Origin of the sequence: Silanimonas lenta DSM 16282 (genome assembly GCF_000429065.1) — a bacterium.
In the GTDB taxonomy this organism is placed as follows: domain Bacteria; phylum Pseudomonadota; class Gammaproteobacteria; order Xanthomonadales; family Xanthomonadaceae; genus Silanimonas; species Silanimonas lenta.
Map to the genome: position 1 here is coordinate 142,277 of NZ_AUBD01000009.1, position 17,955 is coordinate 160,231.

General features: G+C 70.5%; 16 protein-coding genes. 6 read left to right on the forward strand and 10 right to left on the reverse strand.

Going from position 1 to position 17,955, the window contains the following annotated elements:
- Window positions 1-141: 141 nt before the first annotated feature.
- Window positions 142-2,124, reverse strand: coding sequence for an ATP-binding protein (locus G408_RS0106105; RefSeq protein WP_028770387.1), 1,983 nt, complete (start codon window positions 2,122-2,124; stop codon window positions 142-144).
- A 34-nt stretch (window positions 2,125-2,158) separates the two neighbouring features.
- Window positions 2,159-2,848 (reverse strand): proteobacterial dedicated sortase system response regulator, encoded by a 690-nt coding sequence (gene pdsR, locus G408_RS0106110; protein WP_028770388.1) that lies wholly within the window; start codon window positions 2,846-2,848, stop codon window positions 2,159-2,161.
- A 182-nt stretch (window positions 2,849-3,030) separates the two neighbouring features.
- On the opposite strand from pdsR, the gene G408_RS15265 reads away from it, so the two are divergent.
- Window positions 3,031-3,180 carry a hypothetical protein gene (locus G408_RS15265; protein WP_156890068.1) on the forward strand — a complete coding sequence of 50 codons (150 nt, stop codon included), beginning with the start codon at window positions 3,031-3,033 and terminating at the stop codon, window positions 3,178-3,180.
- Between the two features lie 149 nt (window positions 3,181-3,329).
- Here G408_RS15265 and rpe read toward each other — a convergent pair whose 3' ends face one another.
- From rpe to G408_RS0106130, 3 genes are read right to left on the reverse strand one after another with little or no spacing between them, the layout of a single operon-like run.
- On the reverse strand, window positions 3,330-4,004 hold the full coding sequence (gene rpe, locus G408_RS0106120; RefSeq protein ID WP_028770389.1) for a ribulose-phosphate 3-epimerase: 675 nt from the start codon (window positions 4,002-4,004) through the stop codon (window positions 3,330-3,332).
- A gap of 28 nt (window positions 4,005-4,032) precedes the next feature.
- Window positions 4,033-4,356: a J domain-containing protein gene (locus G408_RS0106125; RefSeq protein WP_028770390.1), complete on the reverse strand. Its 324-nt coding sequence runs from the start codon at window positions 4,354-4,356 to the stop codon at window positions 4,033-4,035.
- Between the two features lies 1 nt (window position 4,357).
- A complete protein-coding gene (locus tag G408_RS0106130) occupies window positions 4,358-4,741 on the reverse strand; it encodes a c-type cytochrome (RefSeq protein WP_245584271.1) in 384 nt (127 codons plus the stop codon).
- Window positions 4,742-5,066: 325 nt separating this feature from the next.
- Here G408_RS0106130 and G408_RS0106135 point away from each other — a divergent pair, with 325 nt between their 5' ends.
- From G408_RS0106135 to G408_RS0106150, 4 genes are all read left to right on the forward strand, one after another.
- Window positions 5,067-5,975: a phosphoribosylaminoimidazolesuccinocarboxamide synthase gene (locus G408_RS0106135; RefSeq protein WP_028770392.1), complete on the forward strand. Its 909-nt coding sequence runs from the start codon at window positions 5,067-5,069 to the stop codon at window positions 5,973-5,975.
- A 13-nt stretch (window positions 5,976-5,988) separates the two neighbouring features.
- On the forward strand, window positions 5,989-6,453 hold the full coding sequence (locus G408_RS0106140; RefSeq protein WP_028770393.1) for an Mpo1 family 2-hydroxy fatty acid dioxygenase: 465 nt from the start codon (window positions 5,989-5,991) through the stop codon (window positions 6,451-6,453).
- Window positions 6,450-7,355 carry a DMT family transporter gene (locus tag G408_RS13410; protein ID WP_051282673.1) on the forward strand — a complete coding sequence of 302 codons (906 nt, stop codon included), beginning with the start codon at window positions 6,450-6,452 and terminating at the stop codon, window positions 7,353-7,355. Before G408_RS0106140 ends, G408_RS13410 begins: the two co-directional genes overlap by 4 nt.
- Window positions 7,356-7,511: 156 nt before the next feature.
- Complete coding sequence (locus G408_RS0106150; protein WP_028770394.1) at window positions 7,512-8,552, forward strand: TerC family protein; 1,041 nt, start codon at window positions 7,512-7,514, stop codon at window positions 8,550-8,552.
- Between the two features lie 84 nt (window positions 8,553-8,636).
- Here G408_RS0106150 and G408_RS0106155 read toward each other — a convergent pair whose 3' ends face one another.
- The 5 genes from G408_RS0106155 to G408_RS15470 all read right to left on the reverse strand — a co-directional run bounded on the left by G408_RS0106155 (window position 8,637) and on the right by G408_RS15470 (window position 16,829).
- Window positions 8,637-11,150: an efflux RND transporter permease subunit gene (locus tag G408_RS0106155; protein WP_211226652.1), complete on the reverse strand. Its 2,514-nt coding sequence runs from the start codon at window positions 11,148-11,150 to the stop codon at window positions 8,637-8,639.
- A complete protein-coding gene (locus tag G408_RS13415) occupies window positions 11,140-12,225 on the reverse strand; it encodes a beta propeller repeat protein (RefSeq protein WP_051282675.1) in 1,086 nt (361 codons plus the stop codon). Before G408_RS13415 ends, G408_RS0106155 begins: the two co-directional genes overlap by 11 nt.
- Window positions 12,226-12,309: 84 nt before the next feature.
- The gene (locus tag G408_RS0106165) at window positions 12,310-13,677 is read right to left on the reverse strand and encodes a DUF1329 domain-containing protein (RefSeq protein WP_028770396.1); all 1,368 of its coding nucleotides are present in this window, start codon (window positions 13,675-13,677) and stop codon (window positions 12,310-12,312) included.
- A gap of 19 nt (window positions 13,678-13,696) precedes the next feature.
- Window positions 13,697-15,742 (reverse strand): DUF1302 domain-containing protein, encoded by a 2,046-nt coding sequence (locus tag G408_RS0106170; RefSeq protein ID WP_028770397.1) that lies wholly within the window; start codon window positions 15,740-15,742, stop codon window positions 13,697-13,699.
- A gap of 223 nt (window positions 15,743-15,965) precedes the next feature.
- Window positions 15,966-16,829: a Rossmann-fold NAD(P)-binding domain-containing protein gene (locus G408_RS15470; protein WP_051282676.1), complete on the reverse strand. Its 864-nt coding sequence runs from the start codon at window positions 16,827-16,829 to the stop codon at window positions 15,966-15,968.
- A gap of 182 nt (window positions 16,830-17,011) precedes the next feature.
- On the opposite strand from G408_RS15470, the gene G408_RS0106180 reads away from it, so the two are divergent.
- Window positions 17,012-17,955: IS110 family RNA-guided transposase (locus G408_RS0106180; RefSeq protein ID WP_028770398.1), on the forward strand; the 944-nt coding region annotated here is incomplete at its 3' end.

Here is a 17,955-nt window from a genome sequence, read left to right on the forward strand (position 1 = left end):
CCGCGAGTATGCCAGCGGCCGGCATGCCGCCGGCGCAGGGCCCCATACCCCGGCGTCCACGACGAACTGTCATCGAGCCGGTCCAGACTGCGCGGCGCATCGTCAGGGACGGACGCGGGCCACGGAGGGCCCAACCACTCCTCAGGGCAGCGGCAGGCGCAGGCGGAACACCACGCCGCTGCCGTCGGGCAGGTTCCCGGCCTCGGCCTCGCCGCCATGGGCGGCGGCCACCAGCTTCACCACGTGCAGGCCGAAGCCGAGGTGCACGGCGCCCTCGGCATCGCGGCTGCGCTCGCGCAGCGAGACGAGGGAATCGAACAGGCGCTGGCGCATGGCCTCGGGCAGCAGGGGGCCGGTGTTCTCCACCTCCAGCCAGGCCTGGCGGCCGACCCGCCGCAGGGTGATGGCGACGCGCCCCGCCTCGGGCGTGAAGCCGCGGGCATTGTCGATCAGCTTGTCGAGGGCCTGCACCACCAGCTCGGGCGAACCGCGGAAGGGCAGCGCCGTGGGCAAGGCGAGCTCCAGCCGGCGCGGCGCCAGCAGGGCGCGGTAGCCCTCGCCCACCTCGGCGACGAGGCGGGCAAGGTCGAAGTCCTCGTGCTCGGCGGCGGCGATGGCCTGCTCGATGCGGGTGGCCTCGCTCATGCTGCGCACCAGCTGGGCCATGCGCTCCACGCCATCGCGGGCGCGGCCGAGGTAGGGCCGGGCCTCGGCCGGCAGGGCGGAAAGATCGAGGTTGTCGAGCGAGCTCCTGACGATGGCCAGCGGGGTGTGCAGCTCGTGCGAGAGCTTCGAGGCCAGCGAGCGCAGATACCCGGTGTAGGCGGCGATCTCCTCGAGCAGGCGCGAGAAGCTGCGCGACAGATCACCCACCTCGTCGCGGGCCGCCGAGACCGGGAAGCGCCGCACCTCGCCGCTGCGGTCCAGGGCCTGTTCGGCGGCATCGCGCAGGCGGCGGATACGCGCCGAGAGCCGGGTGGCGAACAGGAAGGCGAGGCCCGCCGAGGCGAGGAAGGCCAGCAGGGTCAGGCCGAGCAGATGGGCGGCGGCGCGGTCGGCCAGCAGCAGGGTCTCGGCATTGCTGCGCTCGAGCAGCAGCACGGCGCGCACCTCGCCGTCCACACGCACCGGCATGGCCGTGCTCAGCAGCAGCCGGGTGCCGCGTGGATCGAGACGCCAGCGCGAGGCGAGCGCACCCTCGGCGGCCGCGAGGCGCTCGGGGCGATCGTCGCGCCGGGGAGTGGCCGGCGGCAGGGCCGGCGCTACCGCTGCCGCCCGCAGCAGAGCGCGGTAGAGCAGGCGCCGTCCGAGGCCGGTGCCGCCCTCGCGGCTGGCATCCGGCGCCAGGGCGCCGCCCTCGGCGAGAACCCAGCCGTGGGCATCGAGCACCCGGCCCCGTACCCCCGGTGGCAGCAGGGCCGCCCAGTCACGGGCCAGGGCCGGTGAGGGGCGGTAGGGGCGATGGCGGGCGCTGGCCCGCTCGGTCTTCCCTCCCTGCCCGTCGCCATCCACCTGCACCAGGCGCAGGCCGTGCAGGCGCACTCCCTGTGGCAGCACCGCCTCGACGGCATAGCCTCCGGCGGTTTCGCGCCAGGCGGCCTCCACCCGCAGAGGGAGGGCGCCGCCATCGGCGCCGGCCACACTGAAGGGCCCCTCGGCCCGCGCCGCAAGGCGCAGCACGAGCGGCCCCTGGCTGGTCTCGAGCTCCGCCAGCAAGGCATCGATGGCGAGATCGGCAGGCCAGTGCGATTCCCCCCGGGCCGGGGTTTCATCGCGGACCTGCGCCTGCAGCCAGAGCCGCTCGTTGTACTGGCCAAAAGCGAACCCGAGGCCGGGCACGGCCGGATCGGTGACCAGCGGCCCGGCGGCCTCCCCCCAGTCCTCGTTCCGCGCATCGAGCCTTGGCGCCTGCGCCAGGGCATGCAGCGGCACGGCCGGGGCCGCAGGCGGCAGGAGCGCCGGGCGCAGGGCAAGGCTGCGCGCCACCGCCTCGGCCGTGGCCTCCAGGGCCTGCTGCTGGCCCTGCCGCAGCAGCCCTTCCATCTGCACCAGCGCCCGCCAGGCCGCCCAGGGCAGCACCAGCGCCGAGAGTGCCAGCAGCAGCAGTTGCCGGCGCAGCGTCATCGCCCGCCTCCGCGGCGGCAGGGCGGCCGCCGGCTCACGGCTTCCAGCGGTAGCCGGCGCCGTGCACGGTGTCGATCTCGTCGAAGGCCGGATCCAGGGCCTGGAACTTGCGGCGGATGCGCTTGATGTGGGAGGTCACGGTGGCATCGTCCACCACCACCTGCGCCTCGCGCATCAGCTGCTCGCGGTTCTTCACATGCCCCGGGTGGCGTACCAGCGCGTGCACGATCCAGAACTCGGTGACGGTGAGCGGCACCGGCTGGCCGCGCCAGGACACGGCCATGCGTTCGAACTCCAGCTTCAGCCCGCGCAGCAGGATCACCGAATCGCGGGCGGCGGGCGCGCGCAGGGCCTCCACGCGCCGCAGCAGGGCGTGGATGCGGGCGGTGATCTGCGGCAATGACACCGACTTGCTGAGGTAATCGTCGGCACCGAGGCGCAGGCCGGAGATCACGTCCAGCTCGGAATCGCGGGCGGTGAGAAAGAGGATCGGCAGGCTGGCGGAACGGGCGCGCAGCTCGCGGCACAGCTCGTAGCCGCCCTCCAGTTCCTCGCCCAGGCCGACGTCGATCATCACCAGGTCGGGCAGGCGCAGGGCGAAGGCCGCCCGGGCCTCGGGGCGCGAGGCATAGGCCTCGACGCTGAAGCCGTGGCGGCGCAGGCCCTCGGCGTAGTTCTCGCGGATGGCGGGCTCGTCCTCGACGATGGCGATGGCATGGCTCATGGCGGGCAGTCTAGCGGCGCTTCGGGCAGGCCGGCGGCCGCTGCCCGCGTTTTGCCATGCGCCGTCCCGGCCCTGCCGCTCCACGGCCGGAACGGGCCGTTTCGCCGGGCTGCAATACGCGGCAAGGAGGATGCCCCATGCCCATGCCAGCCCCGCCCTGCCCCCGCCTGCCCACGCTCCCCATGGCACCACTCCCGCCCGCCAGCCACCGCATCACCCGTTCGCCGCGCCTGCGTGCCGGGCGCGGCGCCCTGTGGCTCGGTGCCGGCCTCTGCCTCGCCACCCTGCTGCTGCTCCGCGGCAGCGATACGCCACGGGAGCAACGGACATGAGCCTCGAGATCGAGCAGGCCCGGCGCCATGCCCTGCCCCAGGGCGCCCATGCCGGCGAGCCGCCACGCAATGCCGCGCTGGCCGTGGCCCGCTTCTTCGGCCACGCCCCCACGCCGCCGGGCCGCGACGAGCTGCGTCGGCGCTGCGGTTCAGCCGCGGGCGCGGGCGACCTCGGCGCGCATCCGGGCGATGACCTCGGCGTAGTCCGGCGCATTGAAGATGGCCGAGCCGGCGACGAAGGTGTCGGCCCCCGCCGCGGCGATGCGGCCGATGTTCTCCACCTTGACGCCGCCGTCCACCTCGAGGCGGACGGGCTTGCCGCTCGAGTCGATGCGCTTGCGGATGACCTCGATCTTGCGCAGGGCCGAATCGATGAAGCTCTGGCCGCCGAAACCCGGGTTCACGCTCATCACCAGCACCAGATCGAGGTTCTCCAGCGTGTAGTCGAGCACCTCGACCGGAGTGGCAGGATTGAGCACCAGCCCGGCCTGGCAGCCCGAGGCCTTGATGAGCTGGAGGGTGCGGTCGACGTGGCGGCTGGCTTCCGGATGGAAGCTGATCAGCGAGGCCCCGGCCCTGGCGAAGTCGGGCACGATGCGGTCCACCGGCTCCACCATCAGGTGCACGTCGATCGGCGCCGTGATGCCGTACCTGCGCAGCGCCTCGCAGACCATCGGCCCGATGGTGAGGTTCGGCACGTAGTGGTTGTCCATCACGTCGAAATGCACCCAGTCGGCCCCGGCCGCCAGCACGGCCGCCACCTCCTCCCCGAGGCGGGCGAAATCGGCCGAGAGGATGGAAGGTGCGATCAGGCAGTTCGACATGGCGGCGATGGGCTGGGCAAGGGAGGCGTCAGAATCCGCGCAGGCGGCGCAGTTCTTCGTAGGCACGGTTGATCTCGCGCAGCCGGCGGTCGGCCTGGGCGCGCAGCTCGGGGGCCACGCCCTCGAGCTTGTCCGGGTGGTACTGGGAGACGAGGCGCTGCCAGGCGCGGCGGAGGGTTTCGTTGTCGGCGCTCGGCGAGACATCGAGCACGGTGTAGGGATCGGGTCCGCGGCGGCGGAACCAGCCGCGGTCGAAGGCAAGGCCGATGAGGCCGCCGAGCAGGCCGCCCGCCGGATGCCGCAGCAGCAGCCAGCCGGCGAGGAAGCCCAGGAAGGTGCCGTACCAGCGCACTTCAAGGCTCCTTGCCAAAGCCCGGCTGGGCGGCGTACCAGCGCGCCAGCGCATCGATGTCGGCCGGCTGCAGGGCATTGCTGATGCCGTTCATCGCCACCGCCCGGCGGCTGCCGTCGCGGTAGGCGAGCAGGCTGCTGCGCAGGTAGGCCTCGTCCTGGCCACCGATGTGCGGGGTGCCCACCGCGCGGCTGCGCCCGTCCTCGCCGTGGCAGGCCACGCACAGGCCGAGCTGGCGCGGACGCTCGGGCAGCGCGGCGCGGCCCGGGGCGGCAGCGGAGGACGCGGCGGCGGGCAGGCGCGGCGAGCCGGCCGGCGGGCTGGTCTGGGCAAGGGCCGCGCTGGCCATGCCAAGGGCGGTCAGGGCGAGGGAGAGGCGGATCATGGACGCGGAGTCTAGCGCGGGGGGCGTGAGCGGAGGCTGGAGCGCCCTCGTTCGGACGGCGGTCGCGGGCGAGCCTGACTGCCGCGTGCGGCCTCTCTGGAGCGCCTGCCTCGTGCGGACGGCGGTCGCGGGCGCCTCAGATTCCGCCTCCCGCTGCATATTCGGCGACGCAGGCCATCCCTGGCCTGCTCCCGCTGACCGCCATCCGCACGGGCTCGGCGCGGGAAGTTCCTCGCGCTGATGTCGGGAAAAGCATGGCCCGCCGCAGCCATCCCGGAGCGACGCGCCCGCTACAATGCCGGCCTCACCCGCCCGCCCCGCTCCCGTGGCCACTACCCTGCACACCTCGAACCTCGCCCTGCCCCTGCGCCACCGCGGCAAGGTGCGCGATGTCTACGACCTGCCGCCCGGGGCCGACGGCCGCCCACGCCTGCTGATGGTGGCCAGCGACCGGCTCTCGGCCTTCGACGTGGTGCTGCCCGACCCGATCCCCGGCAAGGGCGAGATGCTCTGCCAGATCTCCAACTTCTGGTTCGGCAAGACCGCCCACCTGATGCCGAACCACCTCACCGGCGAGGACGTGGCGAGCGTGCTGCCGCCCGGCACCGAGGCCGCGCTCTACGCCAAGCGCGCCGTGGTGACGAAGGCACTGAAACCGCTGCCGGTGGAGGCCATCGCCCGCGGCTACCTGATCGGCAGCGGCTGGAAGGACTACCAGAAGACCGGGCAGGTCTGCGGCATCGCCCTGCCCGCCGGCCTGCGCCAGGCAGAGCAGCTGCCGGAACCGGTCTTCACCCCGAGCACCAAGGCGGCGGTGGGCGACCACGACGAGAACGTGAGCTTCGATGCCGTGGTGGCCGCCATCGGCGGCGAACTGGCCGAGCGCGTGCGCGCCGCCACGCTGGCGATCTACCGCTTCGCCGCTGCCTATGCGCTGGAACGCGGCATCATCATCGCCGATACCAAGCTCGAGTTCGGCCTCGATGCCGACGGCACGCTGGTGGTGATGGACGAGATGCTGACCCCGGACTCCTCGCGCTTCTGGCCCGCCGACCAGTACGCCGTGGGCATCAGCCCGCCGAGCTACGACAAGCAGTACGTCCGCGATTACCTCGAGACCCTGCCCTGGAACAAGACGGCGCCCGGCCCGGCCCTGCCGGCCGAGGTCATCGCCGTCACCCGTGCCAAGTACGCCGAGGCGCTGCAGCGCCTCGCCGGCCTCACCGTCGACTGACCCGGAGCCTGCCATGCGCCGCCTGCACGCCCTGCTCGAGAGCTACAGCGCCGATCATGTGAATGCCACCAACCAGGCCATCCACCTCGTCTGTGTGCCGGCCATCGTCTGGTCGGTGATCGCCGCGCTGTGGACGGTGCCGGTGCCCGGCAGCCTCCTGCAGCCGGGCGCCTTCGCCGGCCTGGTGATGGCCGTGGCCGCGGCCTGGTACTTCCGCCAGTCGCGGCCGCTGGGCCTCGGCATCACCCTGGCCTTCGTGCTGGCCGGCGCGAGCTGCTGGTGGCTGGCCGGGCAGGTCGGCATGCGCGGCCTGCTCTTCATCGCCATCGCCGTCTTCGTGCTGGCCTGGATCGGCCAGTTCATCGGCCACCGCATCGAGGGCAAGCGCCCGAGCTTCTTCACCGATCTCGTCTATCTCCTCGTCGGCCCGGCCTGGACGCTCTCCAAGCTCTACCGCCGCCTCGGCATCGCCTATTGAACGCCACCCTGCCTGCGCGTGACCTCGGTCTGGTCACGCTGGTCTGCATCGTCTGGGCCATCAACTTCCTTACTTCGGCCTTCGCGCTCGAGGAGTTCCCGCCGCTGCTGTTCACCGGCCTGCGCATGGCGCTGCTGGCCCTGCTGCTCTGGCCCTTCCTGAAGCCGCCAGCCCCCGGGCAGTGGCCGCGCCTGCTCGCGATCAGCCTCGGCCTTGGCGTGCTGCATTTCGGCCTGAGCTTCTGGGCACTGAAGCTGGCCGGCGATCTTTCTTCGGTGGCCATCGTGATGCAGAGCTATGTGCCGATGTCGGCCCTGCTGGCCTGGGCCCTGCTCGGCGAACGCTTCGCCTGGCGCACCGGGCTCGCCATCGCGGTGAGCTTCCTCGGTGTGATGGTGCTGGGCTTCGATCCGCTGGTACTCGACCATCCGGCCTCGCTGCTGCTGATGCTGTGCTCGGCCTTCTTCCTCGCCGGCGCCAGCGTGCTGATGCGCGGGCTCAAGGGCCAGACGCTCTGGAGCCAGCAGGCCTGGCTCTCCTTGCTCAGCGTGGGGCCGCTGCTGGCCCTGAGTACGGCCTTCGAGGGATCACCCATCGCCAACCTCGGCCTCGGCAGCTGGATCGGCTGGGGGGGCGTGGCCTACTCGGCCCTGGTCTCCTCCCTGCTCGGCCATGGCCTCTACTACACCCTGCTGCAGCGGCATCCCGTGGCCCTGGTCACCCCCTACCTGCTTCTGGCGCCGCTGATGGCCATCGGGCTCGGCGTCGCCTTCTGGGGCGACCGCCCCGGCCCGCGCCTGCTGCTGGGCGGCGCCATGGTGCTGGGCGGGGTGCTCGCCATCGCCCTGCGCAGCTGGCAGAAACAGCGAGCCCGCGTTCAAGCGCCGTTCACCCCGACCTGAGATGCTTCACCCCGCGACTGCGGGCCCCTCTGGTCGTGCGCAAGGCACGGCGATGTCGGAGTCGTTCATCGATCCACCGGCCCGCCGCGGGGACGCTCCACGTCCCATGCCGGGGTGAGGCATCGATGACCCATCGACCTGCCTTCGGAGTCCCTCATGGAACTGTTGACCGGCCTCTGGCTCGGCATGCCCGTCTGGGTGTGGCTGGGCTTCCTCGCCATCGTCCTTGCCATCCTCGCCTTCGACCTCGGCGTGCTGCACCGCCAAGCGCACGAGATCGAACTGCGCGAGAGCCTCTGGCTCTCGGCCTTCTACATCGGGCTTGGCCTGCTCTGGGCCGGCGCAGTGTGGTGGATCTACGCCCGCTACGGCGGCAGCGAGGCCCTCGACCCGCGCATCGCCACCCTGCCCGATGCCGGCAGCCGGGCCGCCGAGGCAGTCAAGCTCTACCTCACCGGCTACCTGCTGGAAAAGGCGCTGGCGATGGACAACGTGTTCGTCATCGCCATGATCTTCAGCTACTTTGCGGTGCCGCGGATCTACCAGCACCGGGTGCTGTTCTGGGGCATCCTCGGCGTGATCCTGCTGCGCGGCCTGATGATCGGTCTCGGCGCCGCGCTGGTGCTCAACATGGCCTGGATCCTCTATGTCTTCGCCGGCGTGCTGCTGCTCACCGGCCTGAAGATGTTCAAGGACGCCGATGCCCTGCCCTCGATCGAGGACAACCCGGTGCTGCGCTTCCTGAAAGAACGCCTGCGGCTCACCAGCGAGCTGCACGGCCAGCGCTTCTTCGTGCGCCAGCCCGCCGTCCCGGGCGGCCCCGCCCTGCTGCACGCCACCCCGCTGTTCCTCTGCCTCGTGCTGGTGGAACTGGCCGACGTGGTGTTCGCCATCGACTCGGTGCCGGCGATCTTCGCCATCACCCCGGACCCCTTCATCGTCTACACCTCGAACATCTTCGCCATCCTCGGCCTGCGCGCCCTGTACTTCGCGCTGGCGGCGATGGTGCACCGCTTCCACTACCTCAAGTACGCGCTGGCCCTGGTGCTGGTCTTCATCGGTCTTAAGATCCTCGTCGGCCACGGCCTGCTCGGCCTGCAGGTGCCGGCCATGCTCAGCCTCGGCGTCACCGTGGGCCTGCTGCTGGGCGGCGTGGCGGTATCGCTCTGGGCCTCGCGGGGCAAGGCGGGAGCCTGAGCGGGGCAGGCATCGCCGGAGGCCGGAACGACGAAGGGGCCTCGCGGCCCCTTCGTCGTTTGCCACGATGCGAAGCGCGCGGGCTCAGACCGCGGCCTTGAGCGCCGCCCCGCCGCCCGCCGCCGGGCGGTCGCGGTGCAGCCAGCGCAGCACGGCCGGCAGCAGCAGCACGGCGCCGAGCATGTTCATCAGGAAGAAGAAGCTCAGCAGCACGCCCATGTCGGCCTGGAACTTCAGTTCCGAGAAGATCCAGGTGCCCACGCCCACGGCCAGGGTCATGCCGGTGAACAGCACGGCGGTGCCGGTGAGCTTGAGGGCGCGGAAGTAGGCGTCCTGCAGCGACATGCCGCGATCGAGGAACTCCTTCATGCGGCTGTAGATGTAGATCGCATAGTCCACGCCGATGCCGACGCCGAGGGCTGCCACCGGCAGGGTGTTCACCTTGAGGCCGATGCCGAGCTCGGCCATTAGGGCGTTGGCCAGCAGGGAGACCATCACCAGCGGCAGGATGATGGCCGTGGTGGCGCCAAACGAGCGGTAGGTGAGCAGGCAGAGCAGGATCACCGCACCGTACACGTACAGCATCATCGGCATCTGCGCTTCCTTCACCCGCTCGTTCACCGCGGCCATCACGCCCACACTGCCGGTGGCGAGCCGCAGGTTCACCTGGTCGCTGTGGAACTCCTCGCCGGCCTCGGCCGCGGCGGCGGCCTGCTCGGCAAGCTTGAGGCGCAGGTTCACGCCCGGGCCGGCGAAGGCGTCGTTCTCCTCGCGGAAGGCCTTCACCGCGCCGACGATGCGGTCGATGGTGCTGGCCTTGTGGTCGGAGAGGAAGGCAGTGACGGTCATCGCCGAGCAGTCGTTGTTCAGCAGACCGGTATCGGTCTCGAAGCCCTGGGTGGCGACACGCAGATCGTCGGGGTTGCGCGGCAGCTCGCGCCAGCGCAGCAGGCCCTCGTTCCAGCCGGCGTTCACGATCTTCGCCGCGGTGGGCAGGGTGACCACCTGCTGCACGCCCTCGATGTTCTGCAGGTGCCAGCCGAAGCGGTCGATCAGCTCCATGGCCGGGTAGCTCAGGGTGCAGGCATCAGGGCGGGCCTCGGCGATGATGGTGATGGCATCCACGCCGAGCGCGAAGCGCTCGGAGATGCGCACCGCGTCCTGGTTGAAGCGGGCCTCCGGCCGCAGCTCCGGCACGCCGGCCTCGCTGTCGCCCACCTGCAGGCCCTGCCCCTCGATGTAGCCGTAGGCGCCGAGGCCGAGGGCCACCATCACCATCACCAGGGCCGGACCGCGGGCGGTGAGCCGGGTCAGGCCGCGCCACACGCCATCGAAGCGGTCGAGGCGGGCCAGCTTCTTCGCCCGGGTCTTCGCCGCGTCGCGGTAGTCGGTGTAGGAGAGCAGGATCGGCAGCAGCACCAGGTTGGTGAGGATGACGAGGCCGACGCCGATCGAGGCGGTGATGGCGAGCTCGCGGATGATCTGGATCGGGATCAGCAGGATGGTGAGGAAGCCCACCACGTCGGAGGCCAGGGCCACCGTGCCGGGCACCAGCAGCTTGGCGAAGGCCCGGCGCGCGGCTTCCAGCGGAGCGAAGCCGGTGCCGGCGTGTTCGGCGTCGATCACCTCGCCGCCGAACAGGCGTTCGTTCACCCAGCCATTGATCATCTGCACGCCATGGCTGACGCCGATGGCGAACACGAGGAAGGGGGTGAGGATGTTCATCGGATCGATACCGAAGCCGATGAGCCGCAGGGTGCCGAGCGTCCATACCACGGCCACCAGGGCCGAGACCACGCCAAGCACGGCGAGTTTTGGCGACCCCGAATAGAAGGTGAGCAGCACCAGGGTGAGGGCCACGGTGATGGCGAAGAACATCACCACCGAGCGCGCGCCGTCGCTGATGTCGCCGACGATCTTGGCAAAGCCGATGATGTGCACCGTATGGTGCTCGTCCTCGAAGTCGGTGCGGATCGCCTCCAGCTCGCGCGCCACCTTCTGGTAATCGACCTTGTTGCCCTCGGTCTCGGGCACCAGCTCGGCCCAGACCATGGCGCCGGACCAGTCCTTCGCCACCAGCCGGCCGACGATGTTGGCCTTGACGATGTTCGAGCGGATGGTGTCGAAGTCGGCCTCGCTGGCAACGAAGCCCTCGACGTTCGGGGTGAAGGTGTCGGGGATGACGTTGCCGCCGGCGAAGCCGTCCTCCACCACCTCGACGAAACGCACGTTCGGAGTGAACAGCGAGCGCACGCGGGCGTCGTCGGTCTCCTCGATCGCCATGGTGCGCTGGGTCACCTTCTCCAGCGTCTGCATGAAGCGCTGGTTGAAGATGTCACCCTCACGCGCCATCACCGCGATCAGCACCCGGTTGGCGCCACCGAACTCCTGCTCGTAGTCGAGGTAGGTGCGCATGTACTCATGCGCGAGCGGGATCTGCTTCTTGAAGCCGGCATCGACCCTGAGCTGCGAGGCGAAGAACACCATGGCCACGGTGACCGCCGCGATCAGCAGCAGCATCACCGGGCGGAAGCCGAAGACGAAGCGGTCGGCAGCCCGCTGGAAGCCCCCCATCGGCGGCATCGACTCAGAAGGCATGCTGGCCCACTCCCTTTTCTCCAATCAGCAGGAAACGGCCCTCGAGGGCCATGGCACCCGAGAGCACCGGCGTCTCGCCGGCCTCGGTCTGGAAGGTGCCGCGCTCCAGCGGCGAGGCGGCATCGGGGCGGAACAGCAGCAGGCCCTCGTTGCCCACCAGCAGCGCGCCGCCACCGGGCAGGGCCACGCCGCCCTGCAGGGTGATCTCGCCGCCGGTCTCGAGGCGCGACCAGCTGTCGCCGCCATCGAAGCTCTCGAAGGCATTGCCGCGCAGGCCGTAGGCCAGCACATGGCCATCCTCCCAGGCGAGCAGGCCGAACATCGAGCCGTCATAGGGGAATTCGAGGCGTTCCCACTGCTCGCCGCCATCGCGCGAGCGGAACATGGCCCCGCGCTCGCCGGCGAGGATCAGGGTGCCATCGGGCAGGGCCACCATGGCATTGAGATGCGGATCGGCCTCGTCGGCCAGCTCCAGTTCCTCGGCGCTGAAGGTCCAGTCGCCGTCCGTCGCTGCCGCGGCCTCGGGGGCCGGGGCAGCCTCGGGCAGCTCCACCGGCTCCCAGCTCACGCCGCCGTCGCGGGTGCGCAGCAGCAGGCTGAAGGCGCCGAGGGCAAAGCCGTTCTGGCCATCGAGGAACAGCAGGTCGAGCACCGGGGCACCGGCCATCGGGTCATTGCTGTCGGGGGTCCAGACATCGATGCGCTGGCGCACCCAGGTCTCGCCATTGTCGCTGGAGCGGAAGATCTGGCCGCCATGCCCGCCGACCCACAGGTCGCCGTCGGCGGCCGCGATGCTGGTCATCAGCAGGCGCGTCGGCAGGACAAGCTGCTGCCAGGTCGCTCCCTCGTCGGTGGAGCGCAGCAGGATGCCGCGCTCGCCCACGGCGAAGATGCCGGCACTGGTACGGGCCAGGTCGAGCAGCAGGGCCTTGGGTGCGAGCGGCTTCAGTTCGGAGGAAAGCAGGGCGGGGTCGTCCGCGGGCAGGTCGCTGGCCATGCCGGTGGCAAGGCCGGCGACGGCGAGCACGGCGGCGGCGAGCAGGGATCGCCGGGCGAGGCGGGAAGTGGGAGGCATGCGGCCCTCAAGAAGAGCGGGCGGCGCCGGAAGGCGCCGCCCGCGGGAAGAACGCGCCACGAAAGGGTTCCGTGGCGCGGCGGATCAACGGACGCCCGCGGAACGCAGGTTCTGCGGCGAGAAGTCGGCCGGCGAGGCCTGGAAGCCGAAGTCGTAGGGGCGGTCTTCCTCGTTGTCGAGCAGGCCGGCGAGGTAGCGCCCGGACTTCAGGTCGTAGTGCGCCTCGATGGTCGACCAGAAGGTGGGCACCTCGTAGTAGTTGATCGAGGGCGCCTCGGAGACGCGCCAGATGTTGCCCTGGCCGTCGTAATGGTCGATGGCGAGGATCTGGTAGCTGTCTTCGTCGAGGTAGAAAGTGCGGCGGCTGTTGATGTGGCGCTGGCCGGCTTTCAGCTTGGCCTCGATCACCCACACGCGATGCAGCTCATAACGCATGTAGTCGGGGTTGAGGTGACCGGGGCGCACGAGATCGGCAATCTTCGCGCTGTCGCTGTGGGCCTTGTAGGAGTTATACGGCACGAACAGCTCCTTTTTGCCCACCGTGGTCCACTCGAAGCGGTCCATCGCACCGTTGAACATGTCGGTCATGTCATTGGTGGAGAGGCCGTCCGAGGCGGTGGCCGGGTTGTCATAGGCCACGTTCGGCGCGCGGCGCACGCGGCGCTGGCCGGGGTTGTAGATCCAGGCCTGGCGCGGCGCGGCGGCGGCGTTCAGGGTTTCGTGCACCAGCAGCACCTGGCCGGCGAGGCGGGCCGGGCCGAGCACGTCCTGCAGGAAGTACACGAGGATGTTGTTGATGTTCTCCGAGGTGTTGCCCGGCTTGTAGTACAGGCCGAGCAGGCGCTCCTGCAGGCGGATCACCGTGTACTGGCCATTGGCCGTGGGCGCCACGCGGTTGGCCCAGCGGCGGCCGGCCACGCCCTTGTACTTGAGCTTGTGGTTCCACATCAGCTCATAGGCGTTCTCGGTGATCGGGAAGGGGAAGCCCTCGGCGCAGTTCTGCACGCCCTCGCCGTCGGCCACGAGGCGGCACTGCGTGGCATTGCGCTTGGTGTACTCGTAGATGCGCTGCGGGAAGGAGGCCGAGCGGCGGGTCGGGTACACGTCCATGCGGAACGTGGGGTAGCGCTGGAACATCGCCTTCTGGCCCGCCGTCAGGTTGTTCGCGTACTGCGAGACATTGGCGCGGGTGATCTGGAACTTCGGCCGGTCGGCGGCGAAGGGATCCGGGTGGAACATGCCATTGCGGTAGTTCGCCGGCGGACGGGTGATGCCGCCCTCCCAGGCCGGGATGGTGCCGGCGGCGTTGCCGGCCTTCTCCGAGCCCATCGGGGTCAGGGTCTGGCCCAGCTGGGCCGCCTTGGCGGCATCCACCGCGGCGCTGGCGACGCTGGCCGAGAGGGCCAGCGTGCCGAGAGTGGCTGCGAGGGCAGCCTTCGTCTTCAGAGTCATGTGTTCCCTCCCGAGAGCATCAGAACGAGTAGCGGACGCTGGCCGACGCAAAATCGCGATCGGAGATCTGGTTGTAGATGCCACCGCCATTGAAGCGGGTCCAGGCGATGTCGAACACCCAGGTGTTGAGGTAGTTCAGCTCGGCGCCCACGGTGAGCGACTTGCGACCCTCGAGGAAGTTGCCGCCCGGGCCCGGGGTGGTGCCGTCCACGTCATGGTTGAAGGCGAGACGGGGCGAGAAGGTGAAGGCCGTGCCGAGGAAGCTGTTGTAGTCGGCGCGGGCCGCGAGGCGGTAGCCCCAGGAGAACTTGGTGGGGAAGCCGCCGCGCAGGGTGACCGGGTTGCGGGCGCAGCCGGCCAGGGCCGGATTGGCCACCGCGGCGATGTTGGTGCCGTTGAACACCGGCACGTCGGCCAGCGAGCAGCCGCCGCCGGTATCGGTGCCCTCGCCCTCGTAGCGGAAGTTGGAATCGAGATCGACCTGGGTCCAGCCCAGCTCGGCCACGGTGGCGATCTGGTCGGCGCCCAGGGTCTGGCCGAAGACCTTGGTGAAGGTCATCTGCACCTGGGTCATCTTGTGCTCGCGCCAGCCGCGGATCTCCTGGCCGAACACCGCCTGGCCGAGCTGGCTGCGGAACTCGTAGGCCGGGATCGGCGGCAGGCCCTGGCCGATGAGCTGGGCGCGGATGACCGGGTTCAGCGGGGTGAGGGCGGCGAACAGCAGCTCCACGTCGTCGAGCTGGAAGGGCGCGTTCGGGCGGTAGCTCACCTCACCCTGCCAGGCCACGCCGCCCGGGAGATTGGTGTTCCAGGACAGGCCATAGAGCTGGATGTCTTCCGGGTACTCGACGAAGAAGCGGCCGGTGCTCGGCGAGGTGCCGGTGACCGCACGGCCGGAGAGCAGCGGCAGGCGGCTGTGGTAGTTGATGAAGTAGAAGCCGAACTCGGTGTCGCCGAGCGCCGAGGAGAACCAGCGCAGGGCCGCGCCGTACTGGCCGCTGTCGCGGGCATTGCGGTTGGGCGCGCGGGCCACCGCGCCATTGCAGCCGATGCTGGCGATGGTGGCGTTGGTCACGCCCGGCGGCAGGTTGGTGTAGTTGAGGTCGGTGTTGAGGAAGCCCGCCGGGCCGCCGAAGCAGGTGGCGAAGAAGCGCTCGGGGTTGTTCACCGGCTGCGGCACGGTGCCGAAGCCGAGCATCACGTAGGTGCCGCCCGGGGTGGCGAAGTCGTTGGAGCTGAAGTAGGTGCCGGCGGCATCGACCTCGATTTCCTCGAACTCGAACTGGTAGAAGCCCTCGACGGCGAGGTTCTCGGTGAGGTTGAAGCTGGCCCAGAGCGAATCGACCGGCAGGAAGGCCTCCTTCAGCTCGGCGCCGGCGACGCGCAGGGCCGAGAGGTCGACCGGGTTGATGACGTTGATGCCGTTCTGGATGAAGGTGCTCTCGCCCCAGCTGATCACCTGGCGGCCGAGGCGCCAGGTGCCGCTCTGCTCGCCGACGTTGAAGTTGTGGAAGACGAAGGCATCGAGCAGGCGGAAGCGCTCGCCGATGCGGTCCTTGGCCTCGCGGGTGAGGTCGGCGCGGTCGGCGTTCTCGAAGTCGTAGAAGTAGGTGGCGCGGGTGAAAGCCCCCCAGTTGCGCCAGGCCAGCTTCATCTCCGAGGTGATCTTCGCCGTGTTGGCGATGGCATCGCCCTTGTCGTACTTCAGGTTGCCGTCGTCGCGGTTGACCGAGAAGCGGCCGGGAGCGGCGATCTGCGCGGCCGAGCCCGGGAAGCCCGAGGAGCAGGCCGGGAAGGGGTTGGTCATGGAGGCCGGCGGGATCGGCAGCACCGCGCGGTTCTGGGCGCAGATCAGCGGATTGAAGTAGGCCTTGCCGATCAGGTTCGGGTCCTGGCGCTCGGTACGCCACGAGTAGCCGTAGGAGACGGTGGTGTCGATGCTGCCGGTGAACTCGCCGCTACCGAACTCGAAGGCATGGGCGGCAGGAGCCAGCAGGGCGAAGCCGACGGCCGCGGCCAGCGGGGCGAGCGCGAAACCACCGCGCAGGGGGTGGATGGACTTCATCAGGACTTCCTCGGAACGGGAACGGGGACGGGAAAGAGGGGGGCCACCGGCAGGGGGCCGGATCGGGAACCACTGGCGCTGGCGGGCAGGCAGGGGCACATCGGGGCGTGTAGAAGGAAAGCTCTAACGTGATGGCCTCCCGATCTTAAGAGTCCGTTACGCGGAAACGCAATGCTCCGGCGTATGGCGACCAGACCCCGCGCTGCTGCGCTGCCGCAGGGCCTCAGACGGGGGCCTCCGGGCGCTCCGGGAAGTCCGCCGGCACCGGCTGGAAACCGCGCGGCGACCAGCCGAGCAGGGCCCGGGCCGGGGTGTCGTCGAAGACCAGGTCCCGGGCCAGGCGCGACAGCGGCCCGCGCCAGGGACCGGGCAGCAGGGCGCCGGGCCGCAGCAGCCACCAGGGCAGGGAGAGGGGCCGCGCCCCCGGAGCGCCGGCCCGCAGGGCGCGGCCCAGCATCTCGCCGAAGGCCAGGGTCTCTCCGCCCGGCAGGTCGTAGGCCCCGGCCACCGAGGCCGGGGCCCGAAGCAGGCGCAGGGCCAGGGCGGCAAGATCGAGGGCATGCACCGGCTGGCGCCGGCCCGGCGCATCCAGCGGCAGGGGCAGGCGCGGCTGCCGACGGACCCTGGCCACCACCCGGCTCAGGGTGGCGTCGCGGCCCATGCCCCAGACCAGGGTGGGCCGGAGCAGGAACACCAGGCTGCCGCGCCGCGCCGCGGCCTCGAAGAGCTGCTCCTCGGCCCGGACAAGCCGCCCGGCCAGGGCCCGCTCCTGCGGATCGGGGGACGTGGCCTTGGCATGCCGGCTGGTGGAACCGAAGGCGATGAGCCGGGGAGCCTCGATACGGCCTTCGGCCACGGCAGCGGCGAAAGCATCGAGCGGGCCGAGGCTCAGCACCGGGAGGTCGGACGGCGGAAGCACCAGGCTGCCAAGATCGCCGGCCTGCCAGTGGATGCCGGCGGCGAGATCGCGCGCCGCCGCCCCGGCACCGGGCGGGCGGCGCGACCAGGCCTGCACCGGCCCGGGCAGGCCGAGGCGGCGCAGGGCTTCGCCGAGCTGTCCGCTTGTATGTTCAGACCAGCCCAGCACGGTAGAGTCTGAACGCCGTTGAGGCGGCCAGACCGGCCCGTGCAGTTTGGTAGCCGCTGGGGTGATCGAGCCCGTGTCTGAGTACAGAGCGCACGGCCGCCGTGCTGGTCTTTCTGAAGCCCGAACGGTTACGCGCGCCGGCCTTGCCGAGCGCGCATGCACAAGCAAGGGATCCGAAGACCATGTCTGCTTCCTCAGTGGTGGTGGGCATCGACGTGGCCAAGACGCATGTCGATGTCGCGGTGCTGGGCGCCCAGCTCGGGGCCCAGCGGTTCGACAACCAGGCCGAGGCTCACTCGGCGTTGGCGGCAGCCTTGAAGCCGCTTTCCGTGGCGCTGGTGGTGATGGAGGCCACCGGCGGCTACGAGACGGCGCTGGCCTGCGCGCTGCAGGCGGCGGGCCTGCCGGTGGCGGTGGTCAACCCGCGCCAGGCGCGTGACTTCGCCAGGTCGATGGGCTGCCTGGCCAAGACCGACGCGGTGGACGCGCGGATGCTGGCCGAGTTTGCCGCGGTGCTGCTGCGCCGCGAAGACCTCGCCCGATTCCTGCGCCCGCTGGCCGACCCGCAGCAGCAGTGGCTGGCCGCGCTGGTCACGCGCCGGCGCCAGCTGCTGGCCATGCTGCTCGCCGAGCGCCAGCGGCTGCAGATCACGCCCAAGGGGCTGCACCCGAGCATCGAAGCCATCGTGGCGGCCATCAAGGCCCAGCTCGACGAGATCGAAGGCCAGATGGTCGGCCACGTGCGCGAGCACTTCACCGAGCTCGACCGCTTGCTGCAGTCAGCCAGCGGGATTGGCCCGGTGGCTAGCGCCACGCTGATCGCCGAGTTGCCCGAACTCGGCCGGCTCAACCGGCGCGAGATCGCCGCGCTGGTGGGCCTCGCCCCGATGGCCAACGACTCCGGCGCAAGCCGGGGCCGACGACGCATCCAGGGCGGACGCTTCGACGTGCGCCGTGTGCTGTACATGGCCGCACTGACCGCCAGCCGCCGCAACCCCGTCATCAAGGCTTTCTACGAGCGCCTGATCGCCGCTGGCAAGCTGCCCAAGGTCGCCTTGGTGGCCTGCATGCGCAAGCTGCTGACCACCCTCAATGCCATGGTCAGAACCAGCAAGCCTTGGGACCA